Genomic DNA, 25,577 nt, shown 5'->3' with positions numbered 1-25,577 from the left:
GGGCCAGATAGGCCACCGTCCGTGGGGAGAGGTGCTTGCTTGATAAAAATCAACACTGCCGCGCCCGTTTATCCCAATCATAGGGGGATGCATGGCAATCATGGCAACCCTGGGGCGACACGATGGCGACACTGATACACGATCTGATCTTTGAAACGGCGCAGCGCGCCCCCCACGCGCCGGCCCTGTCGTGGCAGGGCGAGGAGCTGAGCTATGGCGCGCTGGCGCAGTCCGTGCGCGAGGCGGCAGCTACCCTGCTGACCCTGGGCTTGCAAGGTGGCGCGCGCGTGGCCGTGTACCTGGAGAAACGCCCGGAAAACGTCAGCGCCATGTTCGGCGCGGCGGCCGCCGGCGGCGTGTTCGTGCCCGTCAATCCGCTGCTCAAGCCGGACCAGGTGGCGTATATCCTGGCCGACTGCAACGTGGCCATCCTCGTTACCTCGCGCGAACGCCTGGCGCAGCTGGGCCCGGCGCTGGCCGCCTGCCCGGACTTGCGGACGGTGCTGCTGACGGGCGAAGCGGAGGCGGAGTCCAGCCTGGGCAAGGTGCGCGTGCTGCCGTGGAACGCTGCGCCCGCCTTTGGTGCGTCCCAGCCGCATGCGGCGATCGACATGGACATGGCCGCCATCTTATATACCTCGGGCAGCACGGGGCGGCCGAAAGGCGTGGTGCTGTCGCACCGCAACATGCTGGCGGGCGCGCTCAGCGTGTCGGGCTATCTGCGCAACACGCCGCAAGACCGTATTTTATGCGTCCTGCCGCTCAGTTTTGATTACGGCCTGAGCCAGCTGACGACGGCGTTTGCCAGCGGCGCCTGTGCCGTCCTGATGAATTATCTGCTGCTGCGCGATATCGTCGAAACCGTCGAGCAGGAAGCCATCACGGGCCTGGCCGCCGTGCCGCCGCTGTGGGTGCAGCTGTCCCAGCTGAGCTGGCCCTTGTCCACGCCCTTGCGCTACATCACCAATTCGGGCGGCGTGATGCAGCGTTCCACGCTCGACCGGCTGCGCCTGTCGCTGCCGCGCGTGCAAGTCTACCTGATGTATGGCTTGACGGAAGCGTTCCGCTCGACCTATTTGGCGCCGGAACAGCTGGAACGGCGCCCCGATTCCATCGGGCAAGCGATCCCGAACGCGGAAGTGCTGGTGCTGCGTCCCGACGGCAGCGTGTGCGACGCCGACGAGCCGGGCGAACTCGTGCACCGTGGCGCACTGGTGGCGCTTGGCTACTGGAACGACGCGGCGCGCACGGCCGAACGCTTCAAGCCGCTGCCGCCGCAGGCGAGTGGCCTGGTGCTGCCGGAACTGGCCGTCTGGTCGGGCGACACGGTGCGACGCGATGCGGATGGCTATCTGTATTTCGTCGGGCGCAGCGACGACATGATCAAGACGTCGGGCTACCGGGTCAGCCCGGCCGAGATCGAGGAAGTCGCGTATGCGAGCGGGCTGGTGGGCGATGCCGCCGCGCTGGGCCTGCCCCATGCCGTGCTGGGCCAGGCCATCGCCTTGCTCGTCACGCCCGCGCCCGGTGTGGAATTGCAGCGCGACAGCGTATTGGCAGCCTGCCGCGCACGCCTGCCCAGTTATATGGTGCCGCTGTGGGTGGAGATCCGCGACGGCGTGCTGCCGCGCAATCCGAACGGCAAGATCGACCGCCCCTTGCTGGCCCGGGAACTGGCGCGCGCGTATGCGGTCCAAACAGGAGACGCGGCATGAAGGACTTGATCCGCTCGAACAGTACGGAATTACCCTTGCATTCGGCCTTGGGCCAGCAGTTTGCCATGGATGGCGACATGCTGCAGGTCGGCGGTATTTCCTTGCGCCGGCTGGCGCAGAGGGTGGGCGGCACGCCGTTTTACGCGTATGACCGCGCGCACATCACGCGCCGCGTGGCGCAACTGCGTGCCGCCTTGCCCGCTGGCGTGCATGTGCATTATGCGATGAAGGCCAACCCCATGCCGGCCGTGGTGCAATGGCTGGCGGGTCTGGTCGACGGCATCGACGTGGCCTCGGGCGGCGAACTGGCCACGGCGCTCGATACGCCGATGGCGCCGGAGCGCATCAGTTTTGCGGGACCGGGCAAGAGCGATGGCGAACTGGCGCGGGCCGTGGCCGCTGGCGTATTGATCAACGTGGAGTCGGGCGCCCAGCTGGAAAGGGTGGCACTGGCCAGCGAACGGCTGGGTATGACGGCCAGGGTGGCCGTACGCGTGAATCCCGATTTTGCCTTGCGCCGCACGGGCATGCGCATGGGCGGCGGCGCGCAGCCGTTTGGCGTCGATGCGGCCCTCGTGCCGGCGCTGCTGGGCCGCATCGGCCAGCTGGGGCTGGATTTTTATGGTTTTCACCTGTATGCAGGCTCGCAAAGCCTGTCGGCGGTGGCCCTGGCTGAAGCACAAGCCCTGAGCGTGCAACTGGCCCTGCAACTGGCCGACAGCGCGCCGTCGCCCTTGCGCACCCTGAATATCGGCGGCGGCTTCGGCGTGCCGTATTTTCCCGGCGACCAGGCGCTGGACCTGGCGCCTGTGGCGGACGGCTTGCAGCGGCAGCTCGATCTGCTGGCCCAGGCGGCGCCCGGCGCGCGCCTGAACCTGGAGCTGGGCCGCTATCTGGTGGCCGAGGCGGGCATCTATGTGTGTAAGGTGCTCGAACGCAAGGTGTCGCATGGACAAGTGTTTCTCGTCACGGATGGCGGCTTGCACCACCACTTGGCGGCCTCGGGCAATTTCGGCCAGCTGATCCGCAAGAATTACCCGGTCGCCATCGGCAACCGGCTGCATGGCGGGGCGCGCGAAGTGGCGTCCGTCGTGGGACCGTTGTGCACGCCGCTGGACTTGCTTGCCGATCAGATGGAGATGGCGCGCGCCGAGGAGGGCGATCTGGTGGTGGTGTTCCAGTCGGGCGCGTATGGCTTGACGGCCAGCCCGACGGCGTTTCTCGGCCATCCGCTGCCGGCCGAGGTGCTCGTATGAGCGGCCTGTGCGGTTGGCTGGCGGCGACCGGCGGGGCAGCGGGCTCTGTCGCCGCCGATGCCGATGCCAGTGGCGCCGCGCTGGCCGGCATGGCCGCGCCCCTGTCGCGTTTCGATAGGGCCCCCTTGACTGCCTGCGTGAGCGAAGTGGGCGGCGTGGCCGTGGCCGCGATCGACGGCAGCCGCCATGTGTATCAGCAGGATGGCTTGCAAGTGGCTATCTGGGGCCGGCCCATGCTTGACGGTTCGGCCGATGACGTGGCAAGCCGCCTCGCTTCCCTTTGGCTGAGCCGGGGCGTGGCGGCCTGCGCCAGCCTGTCCGGGCCATTTGCTATAGCTATCCTCGACTCTTTTTCCGGCTCGGCCCTGCTGGCAGTGGACCGCGCCGGAATCCACCCCCTCAGCTATGCGGGCAATGCGCAAGGCTTGTTCTTTGCCTCCTCGCATGACGCCTTGCTGGCCCATCCGTCCGTGCGGGGCGCGCTCGATCCGCAAGCGCTGTATCACTACCTGTTCTTCCACATGGTGCCTGGCCCGGCCACGGCTTATCTGGGCCAGCAGCGCTTGCTGCCCGGCGAATACCTGCATGTGCGCGGCGGCAAGCAATGCAAGGGCAGCTACTGGCAACTGGCTTTCCAGGAGCCGGGCGCGGCGCGCACGCGGGCCAGCTTTGACAGCAACAAGCAGGAATTCCTGCGCCTGCTGCGCCAGTCTGTGGAAAGCAGCCTGGGCGCGGATGGCGCGGACACGGGCGCGTTTCTCAGCGGCGGCACGGACAGTTCCACCGTGGCCGCCATCATGGGCCAAGTGACGGGCCGGCCCGCGCGCACGTATTCCATCGGTTTTGATGCGCCCGGCTATGACGAAATGGCGTATGCGCGCCTGGCCGCCAGCCACGCGGGCAGCATCCACCACGAGCGCTACGTGACGCCAGCCGACGTGCTGGCCGCCATTCCCGCCATGGCGGCCATCTTCGACCAGCCTTTCGGTAACGCCTCGGCCATTCCCGCCTTTTACTGCGCGCAGATGGCGCGCGAGGATGGCATAACGCGCCTCTTGGGTGGCGACGGCGGCGATGAACTGTTTGGCGGCAATGAACGCTATGCGCACCAGGCCTTGCTGTCGCAGTACGAGCGCTTGCCCGCCGTGCTGCGCCAGGCCATTATCGAGCCGCTGCTGTTCCGCGAGCGCACGGGCAAGCCGTGGCGGCTGGGCGACAAGGCGCGCCGCTACATCGAGCTATCGAGCCTGCCGCTGCCGGCACGGCTCGACAGCTACAACCTGCTGCTGCGCCATGGCCACCGCACGGTGCTGGAAGCGGGTTTCATCGACACCATCGACCCGGGCATGGCACCCGGCTGCGTGAATGGCGCGTATTGGGAGCGGCAAGGCCAGGGCTTGAGCCAGATCAATGAACTGCTGGCGCTCGACATGCGTTTTACTTTGGCCGACAACGACCTGTTCAAGGTGCGCAAGGCGTGCGAGCTGGCCGGCGTGGAAGCGGCGTTTCCCTTTCTGCACGATGCGATGGTGGCGTTTGCCGCCCGCCTGGCGCCGCGGGACAAGCTCGACGGCATGCGGCTGCGGCCCTTCTTCAAGCGGGCGCTGGCGGAAATCTTGCCGCCGGCCATCGTGCGCAAGAAAAAGCACGGCTTCGGCCTGCCTTTCGGCCTGTGGCTGCACAGCCATCCGCCGCTGCGCGAGTTTGCATTCGACAACCTCACGCAGCTGCGCGGACGCGGCATCGTGCGGCCCGCCTTCATCGACGATCTGCAAGGGCGCTTGCTGGCGGAACATCCGGCCTATCACGGCACCATGGTGTGGCTGCTGCTGATGCTGGAACAGTGGCTCAGCCAGCATCCAGGCGCGCTGGGTGCGCTTGCCGGCGGTTTTGCCGCATGCGCCACAGAAACGCCAGCCGTCCTCGATCCCACGGCGTAAAGCGGGGCAGCTGCAGCAGGTCGAGCTCCGCGCCGGGGCGCGCCACGCCCCAGTCCGTGGCCACTGCCGCCTTGAAACCGAGGCTTTTGACCATCGCCACGTGCGGCGCGCCATAGTCGCGCCCGGCCTTGCCGTTCGGATACGCAAACAGAGTGACGGGCGCCTGGATCAGACTTTCCAGCTGGCGCTTGCCGTCGGCGATGTTTTGCCACGCCGCGTGGTCCGGCAAGGTGGACAAAATCGGGTGGCTGTCCGTGTGCGCGCCCACCTCCATGCCGGCCGCATGCAACTGGCGCAGCTGCGCCGTGCTCAGCATGGCGGGCGGACCTGCCAGGACGCCCGCCTGGCGGCGTATCCGCATGGCCAGCTGCTGGCGCCTGGCGAACGGCAGGTATTTGAGCTGCCCCAGCAGGGTGGCGATGGCCGCTTGCCGCTGCGCCAGGCTGGCGACGGGGAACGTCCCCAGCTCGTGTTTGCGCAAGTCCAGCACGGGCCCGGCCGCATGGCGCACGGCGTCGATCACCGTGTCGTTCCACATCTGCCCGCCGTCCAGGTAGCCCGTGGCGATGAAAAACGTGGCGTGCATGCCAAGGCGCTGCAGCAGCGGCAGGGCGACTTGCGCATTGTCCGCATAGCCGTCGTCGAAGGTGATGCAGGCGGCGCGCTGCGGCAGGCTGCCATTCTGCAAGCGCTGCACGGCATCGCTCAGTGACAGCGGCGTATAGAAGCGTTTCAGCAGGCGCAGCTGGCGCTCGAACAGCACGGCGTCCACTTCGCCGGGAAACAGCGGGTCGGGCCGCGCCAGCACGCGGTGGTAGATCAGGATGGACAAGGTGGCTGTCATGGCTGCTCCACGATGGCGGTCCGGGGCCTGGCCTGGCGCGAAGTAGAGGTGAGCGTGGGCACCTGCCGCTCGACGATGATGCGCGTGGCGATCAGGGCGGCCATCAGGTAATACGGCATGTCGAAGTACAGCAGGCTGAGGAAGGCGCCGCCCACGGCAAAGCCGATCAGGCTGGCCTGGCTCATGGTGGCCAGGCCGTACGCCCAGCGCAATTCCGGCTTGCCCCGCGTGCGGCGGATGATGGCGGCGGCCGTGCGCCAGGTGGCGATGCCCAGCGCCAGGTAAATCAGCAAGCCGACAAAGCCGTGTTCGCCCAGTGCCTGGAAATAGATGCTGTGCGCCGCATGCACGTCCATGGGGTTGGGCGCATAGCGGGCAAAGATGGCCGCGTCGGAGACGTCGAAGCCGCCGCCGGGAAAACGGTCGCGTGCCAAATTCCAGGCCATGCGCCAGGCATTCAGGCGGCCCATGGCGGAGACATCGTCCTGATAGGTGTTGATGGTGTCCATGCGTTCGGCCCAGCGCTCGGGCATGAAGGCCAGCAGCAGCGGCGCGACAGCGCCGAGCAGCGCGCCCAGCACCATCTTGCGGTCGCTTTTCAGCCACATGAACAGGCCCATGGCGGCAATGGCCAGCAGCCCGCCGCGCGAATACGAGCCCAGCGCCGCCAGGGCCGACAACAGCATCGCTGCGGACAAACCATGGCGCACCCAGCGTTTATCCGTGTTTTGCTGCAGATAATACATGAGGGGGATGGTGATGATCAGGGCCAGGGCCAGCGCATTGTTATCCCCGATAAACGTTTCTTCCGGCCCCCAGACCCGGTCCGTGCCGCCGCTGCGGATGGTGAAGATGCCGCCTTTCACGCCGTAATAGCCGATCGACCCCACCAGCACCCAGATCAGGCGCACGATGTCGCGCCGTGTGCGTATCACCATCATGATGACAAAGCTCATCAGCATGATCTTCATCACTTTGTTCCACTGCACCCATGACGATTCCGGAATCAGGGCGAACGGGGCCGTGACATTCATCCACATGACGAACAACAGCAGCAGCACGCTGACGGGCGTAAGCGGCAGGTTTTTCGGCTCGCGCGTCATCACGAGGCTGATCAGGGTGGCGATGGCGATGATGAAGGCGAACGGCATGTGCGTGGCAAAGCCCCAGCCCTGCGTGTGCGGGTTCATCACGCTGACCCAGACCCACATCAGGCCGCCGGTGGCCGGTGTCTTCAGGATGAAGGGCAGCGAGCCCAGGATGATGATGGTAATCAGTATGTCGCGCATGAAGGGAGACGCTCCTGGTTGTGCCCGGGTTGGCAAGGTATTGATGCCTGTCAACGGGCTGGCGGGCAGGCTCAGTACACTGGATCAACACTGCTTGAGTACATAGTTTTGTCATGGTAAGACCAAGGAGGCATGTCCTTGTTGACCGTTCTCATGGCGACCTACAATGGCGCCGGCACCTTGCCCCAGGTATTGCGCGCCTACATGGGGTTGCGAGCCCCCGTGGGCGGCTGGCGCCTGATCATCGCCGACAATGGCAGCACGGACGCCACGGCCCAGGTGATCGCCGCCTTCCGCGGCCGCTTGCCCTTGCGTTCCGTCTACGTGGCGCGGCGCGGCCGCAGTCCCGCCCTGAACGGGGCTGTCGAACACGCCTTGCGTTCAAGCGGCGATGGCGGCGAGCTGTTCGTGTTTGGCGATGACGACGCCATGCCCGCATCGGACTGGCTGTGCCGCTTGCAGGACAGCGCGCGCGCTCACCCCGGCTACGCCCTGTTCGGCGGCGCCATCGTGCCTGCCTGGCGGGAAAAGCCGGAAGACTGGCTGCTGCGCCTGACCCCCGTTGGCCTGACGTGGGGCATCACCAGCCCCGATTTGCGCGACGCGCCCATCTATCCGGGCCTGGTCTGGGGCGCCAACATGGCGATACGCCGCCGCATCTTCGAGGCGGGCGCCCGCTATGACGAAAGCATCGGCCCGCAAGGCGCCAACTACGCCATGGGCAGCGAAACCCGGCTCAACCTGGAGATGCATGCGGCAGGCAATCCTTCCTGGTTCTGTCCGCAAGCGAAAGTGGCGCACATCATCCGCGCTCAACAAGTACAGCGCGCCTGGATACTGCGCCGCGCCATGCTGTTTGGCCGCGGCCAATGCCGTCTGGCCACATTCGCACCAAGCGTGGAGTTGCTCGGCGTACCGCGCTGGATGCTGGGCAGATACGTGCGCGACTCCCTCGGCGCCGTGCGGGCCTGGCTGCGGCGCGACCACGCCGACCTGTTCCTGCGCCAGTGGGAACGGGCCTGGCTGCGCGGCTTTTTCCATGAAGCGTGGCGCGGACGGCGCAAACGCTTGCCGCGCATCGTCATCAGCAGTTATTCGGGCGAGCTGGGCGGCATGGAGCTGCGCATGGCGCAAGAGGCGAAAGTACTGGGCGCGAGCGGCTATGACAGCGTGCTTGCCCTGCGGCGCTTTCCCGGTTTTACTGCCTGGGTGCAAGGTTTGCGCGCGCAGCATCTGCAGGTGCGTGTGTATGAACCGCCCTTGTTTCTCGAACACTGGGCCTGGCGGCGCTGGAACTGGCTGCGCGCCAGGGTCACGGGAGCGTGGCGGCTGCGGCGGCTGAGGCCCGACCTCGTCCACGTGGCGTTTTGCTGGACCAGCTATGGCGCTTCCATCCTGTGGCTGGCGCGGCAATGCCGCTTGCCTGCCGTGATCAGCGTGCACAATGCCTTTCCGCTGGAAGCGTTCAGCGACTGGCAGCGGCCGCGGCTGCAGGAAGCGTTCCGCACCGTCAAAGGCGTGTATGCCGTGTCGCCGTCGGCCATGTGGCATTTTCTCGCGCTGTATCGCGGCATGCTGAATCCGGAAACGCGGCTGGCCGTCATTCCCAACGGTGTCGATACGGATACTTTTATCGCCTCGCCCGAACGGCGGATACTGGCGCGCAAGCAGCTGGGGCTGCCGCCGGACGCGCTCGTGCTCGGCTGCGTGGCCCGGCTCTCCGCGCAAAAGCGCCCGCAGGCGCTGCTGGCCCTGTTCGCCAGGCTGGCCAAGCAATTTCCCAATCTATATTTAGTGCTGGTGGGCACGGGGCCGCTGGAAGCCATGCTGCGGCTGCAGGCGCAGCAATCGGGCTTGCAGGACAGGATCGTGTTTGCCGGCTTCCAGCAGCGTGTCGAGTTGCTGATGCCGGCCTTCGACCTGCATGTGCTCCTCAGTAAAAACGAAGGCTTCGGCATCGCCACGATCGAGGCCATGGCTTGCGGCGTGCCGGCCGTGGGGACGGACGTGCCGGGCACCCACGATATCCTGCATGATAGCGAAGGCGGGCTGCTGCTGCCGCTCGAGGACGAGCACGCCGCCTGCGCTGCCGTGGCGCAACTGCTGATGGACGCGCCCCGGCGCGCCCGCATGGGACGGCTGGCGCGCGAAGAAACCGTGCAGCGCTATTCGATGCCGCGCCTGGAACGCCAGCTGCGCGCGTTTTACGCCGGCCTCGTGTAGGCGCGGGCAGCCCGCATGAGCGCCACCCGCCACTCGTTTTTCTTCTCGTTCGCCGAAAAATACACGGTGCTTCTGCTGGGCATCGTCGCCACCATGGTGCTGTCGCGTTTGCTGACGCCGGCCGAAGTGGGCGTGTATTCGCTGGGCGCCGTGCTGGTGGCGCTGGCGCAAGTGGTGCGCGACTTTGGCGTGGGGCAATACCTGATCCAGGAAAAACAGCTCGATACGGTGAAATTGCGGGCCGCGCTGGCCACCAGCCTGCTCGTCGCCTGGCTGCTGGCAGGGTTGGTGCTGCTGGCCAGCGCGCCGCTCGCGCAGTTCTATGGCGAACCCCGGCTGACCCTCGTGCTGCGCTTGCTGGCGATCAATTTCCTGTTGATACCGTTCAGCGCCTTGACGTTACCGATGTTGCGCCGGCAACTGCGCTTTCGCGCCATCTATGCCATCAATGCGGCCAATAGCGTCGTCAACCTGCTGGTGGCCGTGCTGCTGGCGATGCAGGGCTACAGCTACATGAGCATGGTGTGGGCGGCGCTGGCCGGTTCCTGCGCGTCGCTGCTGGTGAGCCTGCTGGTGCGGCCTGCAGAGTTACCATGGTTGCCGGGACGGCGCGGCATGGGCGATATCGCCCGCTTTGGCGCGTATGCGACGGGGGGCGGCCTCGTCGACGAGGCGGGCGTGGCGGCGCCGGACCTGATCATCGGCAAGTTGATCGGCATTGAAAGCCTGGCCCTGTTCGGCAAGGCGCAAAGCGTACTGAATATCTTTAACCAGGCCATCACCAGCGCGATTTCTCCCGTCGTGTTTCCCCTGTTCGCGGCCCGCGCAAGGGGGGAAGGGGGGCAGGGCGGGGCGGAGCTCGTGTATCTGCGCACGATCAGTTACATGACGGCGCTGGCATGGCCGTTTTTTCTCTTTCTCTCCTGCATGGCTTTGCCCTTGGTCAAGGTGTTGTATGGCACGCAATGGTTAGGCTGTGTGCCCTTGATACGCATCATGTGCCTGTCCTCGGCCGTGTATAGCATGTTCAGCATGGCCCGCTACCTGTTCGTGGCGACGGGCCAGCTGCATGCGCAGGTGCGGCTCGATGCCTGCGCCGGCGTCATCAAAGTAGCGCTGCTGCTGGCCGCAGCGCCGTTCGGTCTGGTGGCCGTGGCCTGGGCCGTGGTGCTCAGCAATGTGCTGCGCAGCTGGCTGAACTACAACTGCCTGCGGCGCTTGAGCGCACTCGACTGGCGCATCCTGGCGCGGGCAGTGCGCAAGAGTTCGCTGCTCTGCGGTGTCAGCGCCGTTGCGCCCGTCGCTTCGCTGCTGTGGCTGCCAACGGACACCCCGGCGCTGCTGGCGCTGATGGGCACGGCGCTGGCTACCTTGCTGTGCTGGCTGGCCGGTCTGTTCCTGTTGAAACATGAACTCGCTGGCGAGTTTCTGTTGTTGCAACGCAAGCTCGCTGGCCGATGGCTGGCAGTCAAATGCACGAAAGGATGACCATGCGTGTCGGTATCTTGTCCTATCCGATGCTGTTCCAGCGCGACGGCGGCTTGCAGATCCAGGTACGCGAAACCATTGCCGCGCTAAACCGGCTGCCCCAGCAGCCGGCGCGGCCTCTGGAGGTGCAACTGGTCGACGCCAATCACCAGCGGCTGGCCGATTTCGACGTGCTGCACGTGTTTTCGGCGAGTAATGGCACCTACCGCATCATGGAAATGGCCAGCGAGCAAGGCGTGCCCGTGGTGCTGTCGCCGCTGCTGGCGCCCAGCTGGAACCGTGCCAGCGCCTGGCGCGCGCGGCTCGCCGACCGGCTGGCGGGGCGCCTGACGGAATGGATGGTGCAAACGAGCTATGCGCAAACCCGGCGCGCCCTGCAACTGGCCGACGTGGTGATCGCGCTGGGCGAGGCCGAGCGTGACGCCATCGTGCAAGGTTTCGGCATGGGACCCGACGCCATCCGCGTCTTGCCCAACGGAATCAACCCGCATTTCTTCACGGCCAATGGCGACCTGTTCCTGCGCGAAACGGGTATCGCCGGGCCGTTCGTGCTGATGGTGGGCAGTATTTCACCGTATAAAAACCAGCTGGGACTGGCCCAGGCGCTGGCGGGCGCCGGCTTGCCCCTGGTGCTGATCGGCGCCGCGCCGCGCGAACAGCAGGCATATCTGCAACTGCTGCTGGACTTGCCGCACGTCAGCTGGCTGGGCGCGCTCGACCACGCCGACCCGCTGCTGGCCAGCGCCTATCACGCGGCGGCCGTGGCGGCCTTGCCCAGCCAGGGCGAGGTGTTTCCCCTGAGCGTGCTCGAAGCGCTGGCGGCCGGCACGCCCGTCGTCATGACGGCGCAAAGCGCGCTGGACTTGCCCGATTCCGCGTTTGCACTGCGCAAGGTGCGCTGGGACGACGGCGCCGCGCAGCGCCAGGCCATCCTCGAACTGCTGGCGCTGCCGCCCGAGCGCTCGCGCGTGCAAGCCCTCGTGGAACGTTTTACGTGGGAGCGGGTGGCTGCCCAGATTGCCGATTGTTACTACCAGGCGCAGTCGCTGCCTGCCAGGAGGCAACATGCTGTTTAATTCCTTCGCCTTCCTGTTCGGCTATCTGCCCATTGTGCTGGCCGGCTATTTTTTGCTGGACCGCCTGGCGCCGGCCGCCGGCACATCCGCCAGCTGGCGCCGCCTGGCCCCCGCGACGTGGCTGGCGCTTGCCTCGCTGTTTTTCTATGCCTGGTGGGACGTGCGTTACCTGCCGCTGCTGCTGGCGTCGATCTGCGTCAATTACGGCGCGGGGCGGCTGATCGGCGCGCGCGCGGGAGCGGCCCGCAAGCGGGCGCTGGTCGTGGCGCTGGTGCTGAATCTGGGGCTACTCGCCTACTACAAGTATGCGAATTTCTTCATCGACAGCGTCAATGCCATCGCCGTGACCGCTGGTGCTGGCGCTGACAGCCTGCCATGGCATGGCCTCGACATCATCCTGCCGATCGGCATCTCGTTCTTTACCTTCACGCAGATCGCCTTCCTCGTCGATTGCTACCGGGGCGAGGTGCGTGAATACCGTTTCATCCATTACGTGCTGTTCGTCAGCTATTTCCCCCACCTGATCGCCGGTCCCGTGCTGCATCACCGCGACATGATGCCGCAGTTCGCCGACCCGGCCAATGCCCATCCGCGCGCCGCCAATTTTGCCATCGGCCTGTCGATTTTCACGATAGGCCTGGCAAAAAAGGTGCTGATCGCCGACAACCTGTCGCCGCTGGCCATCCCCATCTTCGCGGCAGGCGCCGAGCCGACCCTGATCGAAGCGTGGATCGGCGTGCTGGCCTACACGTTCCAGCTGTATTTCGACTTTTCCGGCTATTCCGACATGGCCATCGGCCTGTCGCGCCTGTTCGGCGTGAAATTGCCGCTGAACTTCAATTCGCCGTACAAGGCGGCCAATATCGCCGACTTCTGGCGCCGCTGGCACATGACCTTGTCGCGTTTCCTGCGCGACTATTTATATATCCCGCTGGGCGGCAGCCGGCGCGGCGAAGCGATGCGCTACCGCAACCTGATGCTGACCATGCTGCTGGGCGGCCTGTGGCATGGCGCCGGCTGGACGTTTGTCATCTGGGGCGGCTTGCACGGCCTGTACCTGGTGCTGCAGCAGGCGTGGCAGCGGGTGTTTGGCGCGGCGCCGGGCTACTGCTGGCTGCGCTGGTGGCCCGGCGTCCTGACCTTTCTTGCCGTCATGCTGGCCTGGGTCTTCTTCCGCGCGCCCGACGTAGCCACAGGCTGGGATATCGCCGGCGCGCTGGTGGGGGCGAACGGCGTAAGCCTGCCGCGCGGCCTGGCCAGCCAGGCGTCCAGCCTGGCGCAGTGGGGCCTGCATCCCGCGTTCGATGGCATCCGCTGGATCGAACTGGCAGGGCCAGGCTTGCCCGTGCTGCTGGCGGCGATGCTGCTGGCCTTCAAGGCGCCCAATACGCAAGAAATATTCTTTCTCTATGAGCCTGCGATTGAAAGAATCTTTCAGCCCGCAGGGCGCTGGTCCTTCAGCTGGCGGCCCACCTCGCGCTGGAGCGTGGGCTTGGCCGCGCTGTTCGTTGCCTGCATCTTCGGCATGAACCGGGTCACCGAATTTCTTTACTTCCAGTTCTGACCATGGACACCGCCGGCCGCCGCTATCTTGTCTGCTTCCTCGCCTGTGTATTCCTGGTGCTGGGCGGCATCTCGTTTCTGAACTACCAGGTCGACCCCTATTTGCTGCACCAGTGGGACAGTCCTCTGGTGCAGCGCCCGCGCCAGTTGAATGAAAAGCTCGGCGCCTGGGCCAAGACCTATGCCGTAGCGCGCTACCGGCCGGCCATCATCTACATCGGCAATTCGCGCACGGAACTGGGCTTGCCGACGGGCGTGCGCGCCTTGTTCGACGGCAAGAGCATCTTCAACAGCGCTGTGTCCGGCGCCTCGATCGGCGACGCCATCCGCCTGGCCGAGCATGCGGCCAGGGTCAGCCGCGTCGAGACCATGGTGTGGGGCATCGACGCGCCCACGTTTTCCCTGGACATGGGTGCGGCGCGGGTGGAAGACAGCCTGACGGGCGCCCGGCACGGCTTTTTCGCCCAGCGCGCCCTCGTCAACCTGAAGCGCGGCCTGACCCTGGACATGACGGAGGACAGCGTGCGCATCCTCACCGGCAATGCGGGCGATGTCTGCCGCTCCAACCTGGCCCGGTATGGGCAGCGCGACGAGACCTGCACCCTGAAAGGCATACGGCATTGGCTGGGAACCAAGGACGCCATACCCGTGCGGCTGCAGGAATTTGGCGATGGCCAGGGGCCGACGCCGCCCTCGATACCCGCGTTCGATGCCAGCATAGACAAGCTGTGCAGTAGTGGCGTGCGTCTGCGCATGTACATCAACCCCACGCACGCGCTGACCCTGTACGCGCTGCACTGGCGCGGCAAGTGGGATGCCATGCAGGCCTGGCAGCGCGGCCTGGTGCAGATCACCGAGCGCCACCGCCAGCAGGGCTGCGACGTGCGCCTGGTTGATTTTTCCGGCTTTAACAGCATCACGACGGAACCGACCCCGCTCGTCAGCGGCAAGCCCGACATGCATTATTACTGGGAAGTGTCGCATTACCGGGACAATGTGGGCCGTTTGATCCTGGCGCGCCTGTTTGGCGGCGACACGCCGCCGCCGGCCGATTTCGGCGTGGAGCTGACGCAGGCCAACGTCGACGCCCACCATGCGGCCACGCGCGCCGCGCGCGACCGCTATCGCCTGGAACATGCGCGCGAGGCGGCCTATACGGAGCGGGTGCTGGACGGGCCGCTGATCCGGCGTTGATGCAAAGCCCCACATATACGCCATTTCTCCACTTCCAATGCCGACCATGGATACCAACGCCCGCCGCTACCTCGCCACCTTCCTTGCCTGCGCGCTGGCCGCGCTGGCCCTCGTTTCCGCCGTCAATTACCACGTCGATCCCTACTTGCTGCACCAGTGGGACAGCCCGCTGCTGCAGCGCTTGCGGCCGACGACCGAAAAACTCAGCGTGTGGAGCAAGACATATGCGGTGGCGCGCTACCGGCCCGCCATCGTCTACATCGGCAATTCGCGCACGGAAATGGGTTTGCCTACGAGCAGCATGCGTACTTTGTTCGATGGCAAGAGCGTGTTCAACAGCGCGGTCTCGGGCGCTTCGATCGGCGAGGCCATCCGCCTGGCAGAACACGCGGCCACGGTCAGCCATGTCGACACCATGGTGTGGGGCATCGATGCCCCCTCGTTCTCGCTGGAACTGGGCTCGGCTGGCGTGGAGCCGGGCTTGACGGATCCCGCTCCCGCGTTTTTCGCGCGGCGCGCCTTGCTCAACATCAAGCGTGGCCTGACTGTCGACATGACCCAGGACAGCTGGCGCATCCTCAGCGGCACCTATGACGGCGTCTGTCTGTCGAGCCTGGCCCTGTACGGCCAGCGCGACGAGTCCTGCCTCACCAGTCGCAACCGCGTCTGGGTCGGCACGGCGCGCGCCTTCAAGCCGCGCCTGCAGGAATTCGGCGACGGCCTGGGCCCGACCGCACCCGCGCTGCAAGCCTTCGATGCCAGCGTCGGCAAGCTGTGCCGTGGCGGCACGCGCTTGCGCCTGTACATCAATCCCACGCACGCGCTCACGCTCGACGCCCTGTACTGGCGCGGCAAGTGGGACGCCATGGAAGCCTGGCAGCGCGACCTGGCGCAGATGGCCGGACGCTACCGGCGCCTGGGTTGCGACGTGCTCCTGGTTGATTTTTCCGGCTTCAACAGCATCACCAGCGAGCCTATCCCGCAGGTGACGGGCGCGCGCGCGATGCGTTATTACTGGGAAGCGTCGCACTACCGCGACAATGTGGGCCGCTTCATCCTGGCGCGCCTGTTCGGCGGCCCCGAGCAGCCGCCGGCGGACTTCGGCGTCGAGCTGACGGAAAGGGGCATCGCGGCGCACCAGGCGGCCATGCGCGCCGCGCGCGAGCGCTATCATGCGCAGCACGCCGAGGAAACGGCGTATTTGCGCCACGTGCTGACCTTGCCCCGCGAACCCAAATAGGCGGCCAGGCAAGCCAGGCGTACACAGTGGGGCAGGGCGCTTGCGCTATGATGGTGTTTTGCCATCCAGCAAGTTCCAGGACGCCCCATGAAAATCGCCTTCTTTGCCAGCCAGCCCTACGACCGCCGTTTCTTCGATGAAGCCTTGCCGTCCCAACCCGATTCCGCCGGCATCGAACTGGTCTACCACAGCGCCTTGCTGAGCCAGGAAACCGTGGTTCTGGCGCAAGGCGCGGACGCCGTCTGCGTCTTCGTCAACGACGTGCTCGACGCGCCCGTGCTCGAAGCCCTGCACGGCTACGGCGTGCGCGCCATCCTGCTGCGCTGCGCCGGCTACAACAACCTCGACCTGGAAGCGGCCAAGCGCCTGGGCCTGTTCGTCGCCCGCGTGCCTGCCTACTCGCCGGAAGCTGTGGCTGAATACACCTTGGCCCTCGTGCAAACCCTGAACCGCCACACGCACCGCGCCTATGCCCGCGTGCGCGAAGGCAATTTCTCGCTCGACGGCTTGCTGGGCGCCACTTTGTTCGGCAAGACGGTGGGCATCGTCGGCACGGGCAAGATCGGCCTGGCCACGGCGCGCATCTTCAAGGGTTTCGGCTGCACGGTGCTGGGCCACGACCCGTATCCGGCGCCCGCGTTCACGCAGCTGGGCACGATGGTGGAACTGCCACAGCTGCTGGCCGAGTCCGACATCGTCTCGCTGCATTGCCCATTGATGGAAAGCACGCGCCACATGATCAGCGAAGAAACCTTGCCGCTGATGAAGAAGGGCGCCATGCTGGTGAACACCTCGCGCGGCGGCCTGATCGACACGGGCGCCGTCATCGAGGCATTGAAATCGCGCCAGCTGGGCTCTCTGGCCATCGATGTGTACGAGCAGGAAAGCAATCTGTTCTTCCAGGACCGCTCGTCCGACATCATCGACGACGACGTCTTCCAGCGCCTGATGACGTTCCCGAACGTGCTGGTGACGGGCCACCAGGGCTTTTTCACCAGCGAAGCGCTGCGCGAAATCGCCGCCATCACGTATCACAACCTGCAATGCTTCCGCCAGGGCAAGCAATGCGAGAACAGCGTACTAGCTGGCTGACGCCTGTTTTTTAGGCTTGGGCGGCGGCTTGGGTTTTGGCAGCGGCAAGGCGTCCGCCGTGCGCCGCGCCAGCTGGCTTAGCCAGTCGCGCTCATCCCACAGCCCGCCATCGATGAGGAAGTACGGCTTGGCTTGCGGATAGGGCGGTGCTTCCTGCAACGTGCCTTGCGCGCTGATCCAGGCGCGGCCCGCGTCCGTCGGCTTGATGAACAGCTGGTCGTCTGCGACGACGGCGAACATCTTGCCGTCGCAATACAAGCCGTACTCGCCAAACATCTTTTTCGCGCTGATGCTGCCCGCGCCCGCCATCTGGTCGAGCAAAAAATCCACCGTGCCTTGCTGTGATGCCATTTCGTCCTCCGTGTGAGTGATCAGTGTAACGCACTGGCCAGGATGGTCGGGCGCGGCTACACTATGGCCATTGATTTTCTTGCACGATTTCACCCCATGACACCCCAGCATATCATTCACCGCGGCATCACCATCACCACCCTGACGGCCGGCCAGTCCATCGACACCCATTGCGCACCAGGCCACACGGCCATCCGCGAGCAGGACGACGGCTGGTGGCTGTATTTTGTCGACGAGGATGGCACAGTCGACGGCTACGACAGCCCGTTCGCCAGCCACGCCGAAGCGCTGTGGGCGGCCAAGGCCGCAGCCGAGTTCAGCGCGCAATGAAGGCCAGTCCCTGGGCCTTCCTGGGCTTGCCGCAAGCGCCCGTGCCGGAAGCGGAAAGCGCGGACTACGGCGCCTGCCGCGCCGAACTGGACGGCAAGCGACTGGTCCTGCGCGTGGCCAAAACCACCCCGACGAAAACCGGCCAGTTCGTCACCGTCTGGAAGCGCCCCCATCCCGACGCCGAGATCGCCCCGCTCGACGACGCGGACCCCGTCGACATCGTCATCATCGCCGTGGCCAACGACGATGGCGCGCGGCACGGTTTCTTCATTTTTCCGCGCAAGGTACTGCTGGAACGGGGCGTGATGTCGCGCGCCGGAGCCGGAGGCAAGCGCGCGCTGCGCGTGTATCCGCCGTGGTGTGCGCCTGAGTCCGCGCAGGCGCTGCGCACGCAGCGGTGGCAGGAGGAGTGGTTTGTGGCGGCGGGGAATCAGCACAGGCTGGAACAGCTGTTCGGGGAGTGACTATTCTCTTTTTCCTTGAATTTATCTGTGCCTTTAGTACTGAGTTAGAACGCATTATAAAATCTATTTATTTCCATAATGACAACTTCCACTTATACTGCGACGTTCCGACCATCGGCTATAAGCTGGCTGTTGTCAGTGACAAGATAAGGTATTATCATATTTGTAAATTTAAATAGGATTTAACCCATGGAAAATAGCGGCCCCAATATTCTTGTTTCATTTCTCCCATTGATATTGATGTCATTACTGATGGCAATAGCGGCACATCTTCTGGCGAAGGAAAAGGGGCGCAATGTAACAAAATGGACGATTCTTGCGTTGATTCCGATTGTAAACTTCGCATGTATCTGGTTCTTCATCGGTGCTTCAAATTTAAAGCTCGAGCGAAAAATTGACGATTTGGCTCTGCGCGTGCAAGCTCTGAGCGATAAGTAGGCAGGTTTTTCATTTTTCCTGACGGTTGGCGATATCAAGCAGGAACGATATTAAACAGCCGCATGGCATTCGGCATTTCCGTTGCCATGATAAGTTGGATAGGTTTGCCCATTGCTGTGAGATTGGCTTTGGCGCGGTCATATACCACGATGGCTTTTTCGTTGGTGAAATGACGAGACATATACAGGAAGCCATCGACCCGGAGCGGATTGCGATACACGGCCAGCGCCCATTGTTGAGGCAAGGTGTAACTTGATGTACCTGTCAATCCCGCATGACCGCCCATCTGCTTGAGCAAATGGCCGGTCAGGTCAAATAATCTCAAATTGCCACTGAATTGATGCACCCATCGGCGATCAATTTCGGACTTAGCGATAGGAAACGCGCCCTTTACAGGCACTGCATCATGTAACAGGGATTCGGCAAGCGCGACATCAAAGTTCGGCCCAGATAGCAGGTGCTGTATTCGGGATTGCCCGTCTTGCAGCCGGGTGCATCAAAGCGATTCTCGCCGCTGCAGCCGAAATAGGGTTCGCCAGCCGCATGGCCCGAGATGCGGTACAGACCGGGCATTGGCAGCCCGACGACGGGAAGCATCGCGCTCGTTGCCAGCACTTTTGGAGGCGGCTTCAGCCGGGTCGCTGCCACATCACGTCTCCCTGAACGCTGTCGCTGCGGCAATGACGTCGGCGAATTTTCCTTTCCGTAAGGCATTGATCGGGCTGATGCCGTTGAGCGACATGCGTGGATGGGTGAAGAACTGCCACTTGCTGGAACCGGCCAGGTGACCCAGTTCCTTGTTCACTTTGCCGAGCTGGCGACGGTTCAGGGTGGGATCGGCGAAGAAGGCAGGGTAAAGTTTCTTGCCGGCTGCGCTGTCCAAGGAAAACATCCGCTGCTCCGTCACCGCCTTGCTGATCGCCTGCCGCGTCACTCCCATTTGCTCGGCCAGCGTCTGTGAGGTGAGCAGTTCGCCTTTCTTTTCAAGGCTCGCGTATTTTTCCAGTTCCTGATGGGCAAACTGATCAAGGAATGCCTGGTTCGCTGGCGGAACCGTGCTTGCCGCACCTTGTATTGCTTGTATATGCTGGTATCGCTGGATCAACTCCTGGAGGTCGGCATTGGAAACGACAGGCACTCCCGGCAGCTGTTGCGGTACAAACGCCACTTCCTCCCCGCGGGCATGCTGGGCTGCCCGCTTGGTGCGTCGTATCTTGACCAATACGTAGCCATCGCCAAGGTCGATTCCTCTCGCCCCGATTTTCCGGATCGAATCACCCAAGGCCTTGCTCGGGTCAGGTACCGCCATTCGATGCGTGCTCTTCGCTTTCTCCGGCTTTGAAACTTCCAACTTTGCCATGACACCCTCCAGTTGCGATACCAAATTCTACTCCAGAACCTGATATTGACAACCAAAACAACTTTTTGTCGTAACGTATCGGCGTCAAGCCACCTTGCTCACCACATACCGGTACTTCCCCGACGCCTCCGCCGCGATCTCGTCGACTTCCTCGACGGCGATGTCGACCTGCGTGCCCAGCCTGGCCTGGAAACCGGCCACGATGGTGGCGCGCGTGGTGTCGTCGAGGCGCGGCAGGCAGACCAGCAGCACGCGCGTGCGCAGCAGGCTCTCCTGGATGATTTTAAAACTGCGCACTTGCGGCAGTTCGCGCACGATGTAGACGAGGGCCAGGCCGTGCATGACGGTGCCATCTACTGCCGTGAGGAAATCCGTGCTGCGCCCTTCGATTTTCTGCAGCAGGGGCAGGCCGCGGCCGCAGGTGCACGGCTGCGTGCCCAGCGCGCCCACGTCGCCCGTGGCGTAGCGGATGAACGGGTAGTCCTGCGTGGCCAGATGGGTGACGACGATCTCGCCTGTGGCGCCTGCGGGCAGCGGCCGGCCCTGGCCATCGACGATTTCCACGATGACGTCTTCGGCCGTGATGTGCATGCCGCCGTCCGGGCATTCGTGGGCGATGAAGCCCGCGTCGCGCCCGCCGTAGCCGTTGGCCACGGGACAGGCGAAGGCGGCCGCGATCTGCGCGCGTTGTTCGTCGTACAGGCGTTCGGCAGTGACGAACGCCACTTTCACGCCCAGGCCGTCGAGCGGCACGTCGCGTGCTGCAGCATGGCTGGCGATGCGGCACAGGGCCGACGGGTAGCCGAACAGCATGCGCGGGCGCCAGCGGCGCAATTGCTGCACATAGCCGTCCAGGCGCGCGGGCGACATGGCAAACGCGGGCAGCAGGGTGGTGCGCAGCAGCGCATCGCGCAGGCGGCGCACGCGGTCTTGCGCGTGCAGTTCGATGGGCGAACCCCACAGCACGGCTTCGCGGTCGCCGATGTCGACGCCCCACCAGCGCGTGGCGCGCCACTTGGCGGCGATGTCGTGGCTGATCCTGCGCCGGCCGAGGAAAAACTGCAGCGGCTCGCCGCTGGAGCCGCCCGTGGCGAACGGGCGCAAACCCACGGCGCGGGTGGACTTGAAGCTGTCGCGCGCGGCGGCGATGTCGCGCTTCCTCAGCAGCGGCAGGCGCGACAGATCGGCCAGTTGCCTGACTTGCTCGGGGTCGAAACCGCTGCGGGCGAACAGGGCGCGGTAGTAGGGCACGTGATCGGCCGCATGGCGCAGCAGCACGCGCAGGCGCGCCAGCTGCCACTCTTGCAGCTGCTCTGTGCTCCACCATTGCGAGCGTTCCATCCGGCGCAGCAGGCGCGCGCTGTGGTGGCCCTTGAGCCATTCATGCAGGGGAAACAGCCAGCGGGCGACGAGGCGCGTATAGGCGCCGGGGCGCGGCGCGGCGCGGATGCGGCGGTAATGCGCGGCCAGCCCGGGCGCGATGTCGGGCCAGCCGAAGGTGGCGGCGTGCCCCAGGCCGGCCTGCACTTGCTGCCGCGTGCGCGCCGGGTCGCGCAGCAGCGCCAGGATGGCGTGCGCCATGGCGGCAGGGTCGCCGGGCGGCACGAGCAGCGCCGTCACGCGGTCCTGCAGCAGGGCGGGGATGCCGCCCACGTTGGTACTGACGACCGGCACACCGCAGGCCAGCGCTTCGAGCACGGAATTGGGCATGTTGTCGGCCAGGCTGGGATTGAGGACGATGTCGCTGGCCTGGTACAGGGCCGGCATGGCGGCGTTGTCGACGGGGCCGGTGAAGCGCACGGCGTCGGTCACGCCGAGCGACCTTGCCAGGCGCGCCAGCGCCGCGCGCTCGGGCCCGCCGCCGGCCAGCACCAGGCGCGCCGCGGGAAACGCCTCGCGCACGATGGCGAAGGCGCGCACGGCGCTGGCGTTGTCGTACAGGCTTTCCAGGTGCCGCGCCACGAGGATGCACGGGCCATCTGCGGCTGCTGTGCGTGGCGTGGCTGGCCTGAATCGCTGCAAGTCCACCATGTTCGGCACGATGTGGGCCGTATGGCCGTATTGTTCGAAGACGCCGGCCAGATAGGCCGACGGCACGACGATGGCACTGGCGCGGCGCAGGCTGAACGCCACCAGACGCGGCGAGCGGGCGAAAAAAACGGCCGCTTCGCCGCCCCGGTAATTGAGCAAGGCAGGCTTGCCTTTCAGGCTGGCGATCCACAGCGCGGGCGCGGCCTGCAGATGCCAGGACCAGCCGGAATTGGCCATGATGTGGAACAGGTCGACCGTATTGGCCGTGCGCCACAAGCGCCACAGCAGCAGGGGCAGGCGCAGCGCGGCGCGCAGGTAGCGGATGCGCGCCAGCCACGGCGGCAGATGCGGACCGTTGACGGCCAGCAGCTGCACTTGTGCGCCGTCCTCACGCAGCTTGTGCGCCAGTTGCGCCGTTTGATTCGCCATGCCGCCGGCCGGCGGCGGCAGCGGGCCGACCAGCGCGATGCGCAGGCCCGTGAAGATCATGGCACTGCTCCCGCCGCTTCCGCCGCTTCCGCCGACACGCGCGCATACACGGGCGCATAGCGGCCCACGCTGGCGCCCCAGCTGCGCTCCGTCTCGACAAACGCGCGCGCCTGGCGCCGCAGTGCCGGCCAGCTGGCGGGCGCCTGCAGCAGGGCCAGTATGGCTTGCGCCAGCGCCTCGGTGTCGCCGGCGCGAAACAGCATGCCTGTCTTGCCATGGTCGACCAGTTCGCGGTGGCCGCCCACGTCGGACGCCACAACAAGACGGCCCTGCGCCATCGCCTCTAACGGTTTCAAGGGCGTCACCAATTCCGTCAGGCGCATCGGCAGGCGCGGATACACGCAGATGTCGACCAGCTGATAATAGGCGGCCACCTGCGCGTGCGGCACTCTGCCCGCGAACACCACGGCGTCGGCTATGCCCAGCTGCTCCGCCAGCGCCCGCAGCTGGGCATCCTGCGGACCGCCGCCGGCCAGCAGCAGCCGCAATGCCGGCTGCGCCGCCAGCAGGCGCGGCATGGCGCGCAGCAGCAGGGCCAGTCCCTCGTAGGCATAGAACGAGCCGATGAAGCCGATGACAGGATGACCATCCAAACCCAGCGTGTGGGCCAGTGCTGGATTATCAGAGACATTGAAATCGCCCGCATCGACGGCATTCGGAATCACGGTGATTTTATGCGCAGGCACGCCGCGCGCGCACAGCTCGCGCCGCAAGCCGTCGCAGATGGTGGTGACGGCGTCGGCGCGGCGCAGCGCATAGGTTTCCAGCGCGCGCGTGAGCCGGTAGCGCAGGCCGCCGGGCCGGCTGCTGCCATGGTCGGCGGCCGCGTCTTCCCAGAAGGCGCGCACTTCATACACGACGGGGATGCCCAGCGCGCGCCCCGCGTTGAGGGCGGCGATGGCGTTCAGCGCGGGCGAATGGGCGTGCAGGATGTCCGGTTTGAGGCGTTGCGCCAGCCGGCGCAGGCGCATGGCCAGGCCGATGATGACGGCCACTTGCCGCAGCACGGGCAGGCGCGCCCACCAGCGGGCATCGGGCGCCGTGCGGTAGAAATGCCAGCCGTCGACCAGCTGCTGCGCGCCATCGGACGGCCCCTGCTTGGCACTGGTGAGCTGCGTCGTGTGCCAGCCCATTGCGCGCTGCTGCCGCAGGATGGCCAGGGTGCGGAAGGTATAGCCGCTGTGCAGGGGCAGCGAGTGGTCGAGGATGTGCAGGATGCGCATGGCTTAGCCTGGGACGGTGGCTGCTACCGGGACGGCTGGGGTCAGACCCGCCGGGTCTGACCCCTTTGCAACCTGGCGCAAAAACGCTTCGAACATCAGCAGCGACCATAAGGGCGCGCTGTAGTCGCGCCGCCCGCTCGCATGCTGATCGAGTAGCAGGCGCACGTAATCCATGTCGAACAGGCCGCACTGCGCCAGGGTGGGACCCAGCAGCCGTTGTTGCAGGCGCTGGCGCAGCGGACCGCGCAGCCAGTCGGCCAGCGGCACGGAAAAGCCCATCTTCTGGCGGTACAGCAGGGTATCGGGCAGCAGCGGGCGCAGGGCTTTTTTCAGCAGGTATTTGCCTTCGCCGCGCCGCAGCTTGAACTGCGGCGGCAAGCCCGACATCCACGCCACCAGTTCATGGTCGAGCAGGGGCGAGCGCACTTCCAGCGCATGCGCCATGCTGGCCCGGTCGACTTTCGTGAGGATGTCGCCGGGCAGATAGGTTTTCAGGTCCAGGTACTGCACCTGCGACAGCGGGTCTTGCGCGGGGCTGGCCAGCGCGTGGCGGCGCAGCACCTCGACGGCGCGGTAACCGTGCAGGCTGCGCCGCAGCTCTGGGCTGAACAGGCGCGCGCGCATGGCGTCGCCCAGCAGGCTGACGCCGTGAAAATACGCGTCCGTCGTGTCGCGCGCCAGGCCCTCGAACGTGGTCTTGGCGCGCAGGAAGCGGGGCGCCCAGTCGGCCTTCGGATACAGCCGCCCCAGTGTGCCGAACAGCGACTGGCGCAAGCCGGCCGGCAGCAGCGGGTCCATCGCCTTGCGCACTTTTTCCTCGCGCGTGTGCAGGCGGTAGCGCCGGTAGCCGGCCAGGCTTTCATCGCCGCCGTCGCCCGACAGGGCCACCGTGACCCGCTGGCGCGCCAGCTGGCAGACGCGGTAGGTGGGCATGGCGGAACTGTCGGCGAACGGTTCGTCGTACAGGTTGGCCAGCAAGTCGATCAGTTCGAAGTCGTCCTGCTCGACCTGGCGCGCGTGGTGCGCCGTGCCATAGCGGCGCGCCACCAGGTCGGCGTAGTGCGCCTCGTTGTATGCCGGGTCGCCGAACGAGATGGAACAGGTGTTGACGGGCGTGCTGCTGACGCCGGCCATCAGCGCCACGACGGCGCTCGAATCGACGCCGCCGGACAGGAATGCCCCCAGCGGCACTTCGGCCACCATGCGGATGCGCACGGCTTCGCGCAGGCGCGCCAGCAGTTCGTCGGCCGCCTGCGCCTCGCTGGCGGGCGGGTTCGGCGCGAAGGGAATGTCCCAGTACGATTGCGGCGCGGGCAGCGGCTGGCCCGCGCGGATGGACAGGGTATGCCCGGGCGGCAGCTTGCGCGCGTGCTGGAAGATGCTGCGCGGCTCGGGCACGTAGCCGTAGGCGAAATACTCTTCCACTGCCAGCGGGTCGAGCGCGCGCGGCATGGCCGGATGCGCGAGCAGGGCTTTGAGTTCGGAGCCGAACAGCACGGTGCCGTCCTGCGCCTCGCCGTAGTACAGCGGTTTGACACCGAGGCGGTCGCGCGCGAGGAACAGCAGGTGGCGGCGGCGATCCCACAGGGCGAAGGCGAACATGCCGCGCAGGCGCTGCACGCATTGTTCGCCCCATTGTTCCCAAGCGTGGACGATGACTTCCGTGTCGCTGCTGGTGCGGAACTGATGGCCGAACTGGCGCAGTTCCGCCATCAGGTTGCGGTAGTTGTAGATTTCGCCATTGAAAACGATGGCGATGCTGCGGTCGGCGTTGAACAGCGGCTGCTGGCCGCTGGCCAGGTCGATCACGGACAGGCGCCGGTGCGCCAGGCCCAGGCCCGGTTCGCGGTGCAAGCCGCCTTCGTCCGGCCCCCGGTGGCGCAGGCTATGGTTCATGCGCGCCAGCAGCAGCACGTCGATGTCGCGCTGGCCCTGCAAATCAAAGATGCCGCTGATGCCGCACATGGAAGG

General features: G+C 65.7%; 22 protein-coding genes. 13 read left to right on the top strand and 9 right to left on the bottom strand.

What is annotated here, in order from left to right:
* Window positions 1-122: 122 nt before the first annotated feature.
* Genes V3C40_RS04650 through V3C40_RS04640 form a run of 3 tightly spaced genes read left to right on the top strand, consistent with a single transcriptional unit; the run spans window position 123 to window position 4,911 of the window.
* Window positions 123-1,715 (top strand): acyl-CoA ligase (AMP-forming), exosortase A system-associated, encoded by a 1,593-nt coding sequence (locus V3C40_RS04650; protein WP_331776688.1) that lies wholly within the window; start codon window positions 123-125, stop codon window positions 1,713-1,715.
* Window positions 1,712-2,971 (top strand): pyridoxal-dependent decarboxylase, exosortase A system-associated, encoded by a 1,260-nt coding sequence (locus V3C40_RS04645; RefSeq protein ID WP_331776687.1) that lies wholly within the window; start codon window positions 1,712-1,714, stop codon window positions 2,969-2,971. Before V3C40_RS04650 ends, V3C40_RS04645 begins: the two co-directional genes overlap by 4 nt.
* Window positions 2,968-4,911: an asparagine synthetase B family protein gene (locus V3C40_RS04640; protein ID WP_331776686.1), complete on the top strand. Its 1,944-nt coding sequence runs from the start codon at window positions 2,968-2,970 to the stop codon at window positions 4,909-4,911. Before V3C40_RS04645 ends, V3C40_RS04640 begins: the two co-directional genes overlap by 4 nt.
* On the opposite strand, the gene V3C40_RS04635 is transcribed toward V3C40_RS04640, so the two are convergent.
* Window positions 4,820-5,755 (bottom strand): polysaccharide deacetylase family protein, encoded by a 936-nt coding sequence (locus V3C40_RS04635; protein WP_331776685.1) that lies wholly within the window; start codon window positions 5,753-5,755, stop codon window positions 4,820-4,822. The two genes, V3C40_RS04640 and V3C40_RS04635, sit on opposite strands and share 92 nt — an antisense overlap.
* Window positions 5,752-7,044, bottom strand: a complete 1,293-nt coding sequence (locus V3C40_RS04630) for a putative O-glycosylation ligase, exosortase A system-associated (RefSeq protein WP_331776684.1) — start codon at window positions 7,042-7,044, stop codon at window positions 5,752-5,754. Before V3C40_RS04630 ends, V3C40_RS04635 begins: the two co-directional genes overlap by 4 nt.
* Before the next feature lie 138 nt (window positions 7,045-7,182).
* Here V3C40_RS04630 and V3C40_RS04625 point away from each other — a divergent pair, with 138 nt between their 5' ends.
* From V3C40_RS04625 to V3C40_RS04595, 7 genes are all read left to right on the top strand, one after another.
* Window positions 7,183-9,267 carry a glycosyltransferase gene (locus V3C40_RS04625; protein WP_331776683.1) on the top strand — a complete coding sequence of 695 codons (2,085 nt, stop codon included), beginning with the start codon at window positions 7,183-7,185 and terminating at the stop codon, window positions 9,265-9,267.
* 15 nt (window positions 9,268-9,282) lie between these two features.
* Window positions 9,283-10,755, top strand: coding sequence for a lipopolysaccharide biosynthesis protein (locus V3C40_RS04620; RefSeq protein ID WP_331776682.1), 1,473 nt, complete (start codon window positions 9,283-9,285; stop codon window positions 10,753-10,755).
* A gap of 2 nt (window positions 10,756-10,757) precedes the next feature.
* The gene (locus V3C40_RS04615; protein ID WP_331776681.1) at window positions 10,758-11,831 is read left to right on the top strand and encodes a glycosyltransferase family 4 protein; all 1,074 of its coding nucleotides are present in this window, start codon (window positions 10,758-10,760) and stop codon (window positions 11,829-11,831) included.
* The gene (locus V3C40_RS04610; RefSeq protein WP_331776680.1) at window positions 11,821-13,395 is read left to right on the top strand and encodes an MBOAT family O-acyltransferase; all 1,575 of its coding nucleotides are present in this window, start codon (window positions 11,821-11,823) and stop codon (window positions 13,393-13,395) included. The genes V3C40_RS04615 and V3C40_RS04610 overlap by 11 nt, the downstream gene beginning before the upstream one ends.
* 2 nt (window positions 13,396-13,397) lie before the next feature.
* Window positions 13,398-14,588: a hypothetical protein gene (locus V3C40_RS04605; RefSeq protein ID WP_331776679.1), complete on the top strand. Its 1,191-nt coding sequence runs from the start codon at window positions 13,398-13,400 to the stop codon at window positions 14,586-14,588.
* 46 nt (window positions 14,589-14,634) lie between these two features.
* Window positions 14,635-15,828, top strand: a complete 1,194-nt coding sequence (locus V3C40_RS04600) for a hypothetical protein (protein WP_331776678.1) — start codon at window positions 14,635-14,637, stop codon at window positions 15,826-15,828.
* Between the two features lie 87 nt (window positions 15,829-15,915).
* Window positions 15,916-16,920 (top strand): 2-hydroxyacid dehydrogenase, encoded by a 1,005-nt coding sequence (locus V3C40_RS04595; RefSeq protein WP_331776677.1) that lies wholly within the window; start codon window positions 15,916-15,918, stop codon window positions 16,918-16,920.
* Here V3C40_RS04595 and V3C40_RS04590 read toward each other — a convergent pair.
* Window positions 16,909-17,271: a TfoX/Sxy family protein gene (locus V3C40_RS04590; RefSeq protein WP_046685185.1), complete on the bottom strand. Its 363-nt coding sequence runs from the start codon at window positions 17,269-17,271 to the stop codon at window positions 16,909-16,911. The genes V3C40_RS04595 and V3C40_RS04590 overlap by 12 nt on opposite strands.
* A 96-nt stretch (window positions 17,272-17,367) precedes the next feature.
* On the opposite strand from V3C40_RS04590, the gene V3C40_RS04585 reads away from it, so the two are divergent.
* The 3 genes from V3C40_RS04585 (at window position 17,368) to V3C40_RS04575 (ending at window position 18,503) form a co-directional block, all read left to right on the top strand.
* Complete coding sequence (locus V3C40_RS04585) at window positions 17,368-17,601, top strand: hypothetical protein (protein ID WP_034748420.1); 234 nt, start codon at window positions 17,368-17,370, stop codon at window positions 17,599-17,601.
* Window positions 17,598-18,065 (top strand): MepB family protein, encoded by a 468-nt coding sequence (locus V3C40_RS04580; RefSeq protein ID WP_331776676.1) that lies wholly within the window; start codon window positions 17,598-17,600, stop codon window positions 18,063-18,065. The genes V3C40_RS04585 and V3C40_RS04580 overlap by 4 nt, the downstream gene beginning before the upstream one ends.
* Window positions 18,066-18,254: 189 nt before the next feature.
* A complete protein-coding gene (locus tag V3C40_RS04575; RefSeq protein WP_139143300.1) occupies window positions 18,255-18,503 on the top strand; it encodes a hypothetical protein in 249 nt (82 codons plus the stop codon).
* Window positions 18,504-18,537: 34 nt separating this feature from the next.
* Here the strand turns inward: V3C40_RS04575 and V3C40_RS04570 are convergent, their stop codons facing one another.
* From V3C40_RS04570 to V3C40_RS04545, 6 genes are all read right to left on the bottom strand, one after another.
* A complete protein-coding gene (locus tag V3C40_RS04570) occupies window positions 18,538-18,903 on the bottom strand; it encodes a hypothetical protein (protein WP_331776675.1) in 366 nt (121 codons plus the stop codon).
* Window positions 18,894-19,151 carry a hypothetical protein gene (locus V3C40_RS04565; protein WP_331776674.1) on the bottom strand — a complete coding sequence of 86 codons (258 nt, stop codon included), beginning with the start codon at window positions 19,149-19,151 and terminating at the stop codon, window positions 18,894-18,896. Before V3C40_RS04565 ends, V3C40_RS04570 begins: the two co-directional genes overlap by 10 nt.
* Before the next feature lies 1 nt (window position 19,152).
* Complete coding sequence (locus V3C40_RS04560; RefSeq protein ID WP_331776673.1) at window positions 19,153-19,863, bottom strand: HTH domain-containing protein; 711 nt, start codon at window positions 19,861-19,863, stop codon at window positions 19,153-19,155.
* 84 nt (window positions 19,864-19,947) lie between these two features.
* Complete coding sequence (locus tag V3C40_RS04555) at window positions 19,948-22,383, bottom strand: glycosyltransferase (protein WP_331776672.1); 2,436 nt, start codon at window positions 22,381-22,383, stop codon at window positions 19,948-19,950.
* A complete protein-coding gene (locus V3C40_RS04550; protein WP_331776671.1) occupies window positions 22,380-23,606 on the bottom strand; it encodes a TIGR04063 family PEP-CTERM/XrtA system glycosyltransferase in 1,227 nt (408 codons plus the stop codon). The genes V3C40_RS04555 and V3C40_RS04550 overlap by 4 nt, the downstream gene beginning before the upstream one ends.
* Before the next feature lie 3 nt (window positions 23,607-23,609).
* Window positions 23,610-25,571 carry an XrtA/PEP-CTERM system amidotransferase gene (locus V3C40_RS04545; protein WP_331776670.1) on the bottom strand — a complete coding sequence of 654 codons (1,962 nt, stop codon included), beginning with the start codon at window positions 25,569-25,571 and terminating at the stop codon, window positions 23,610-23,612.
* Between the last annotated feature and the right edge of the window lie 6 nt (window positions 25,572-25,577).

Source organism: Janthinobacterium sp. LS2A (genome assembly GCF_036543145.1).
In the GTDB taxonomy this organism is placed as follows: Bacteria; Pseudomonadota; Gammaproteobacteria; order Burkholderiales; family Burkholderiaceae_D; genus Janthinobacterium; species Janthinobacterium aestuarii.
Note: the sequence above shows the minus strand (reverse complement) of the source record. Positions and strands in the feature narration are given on the sequence as shown.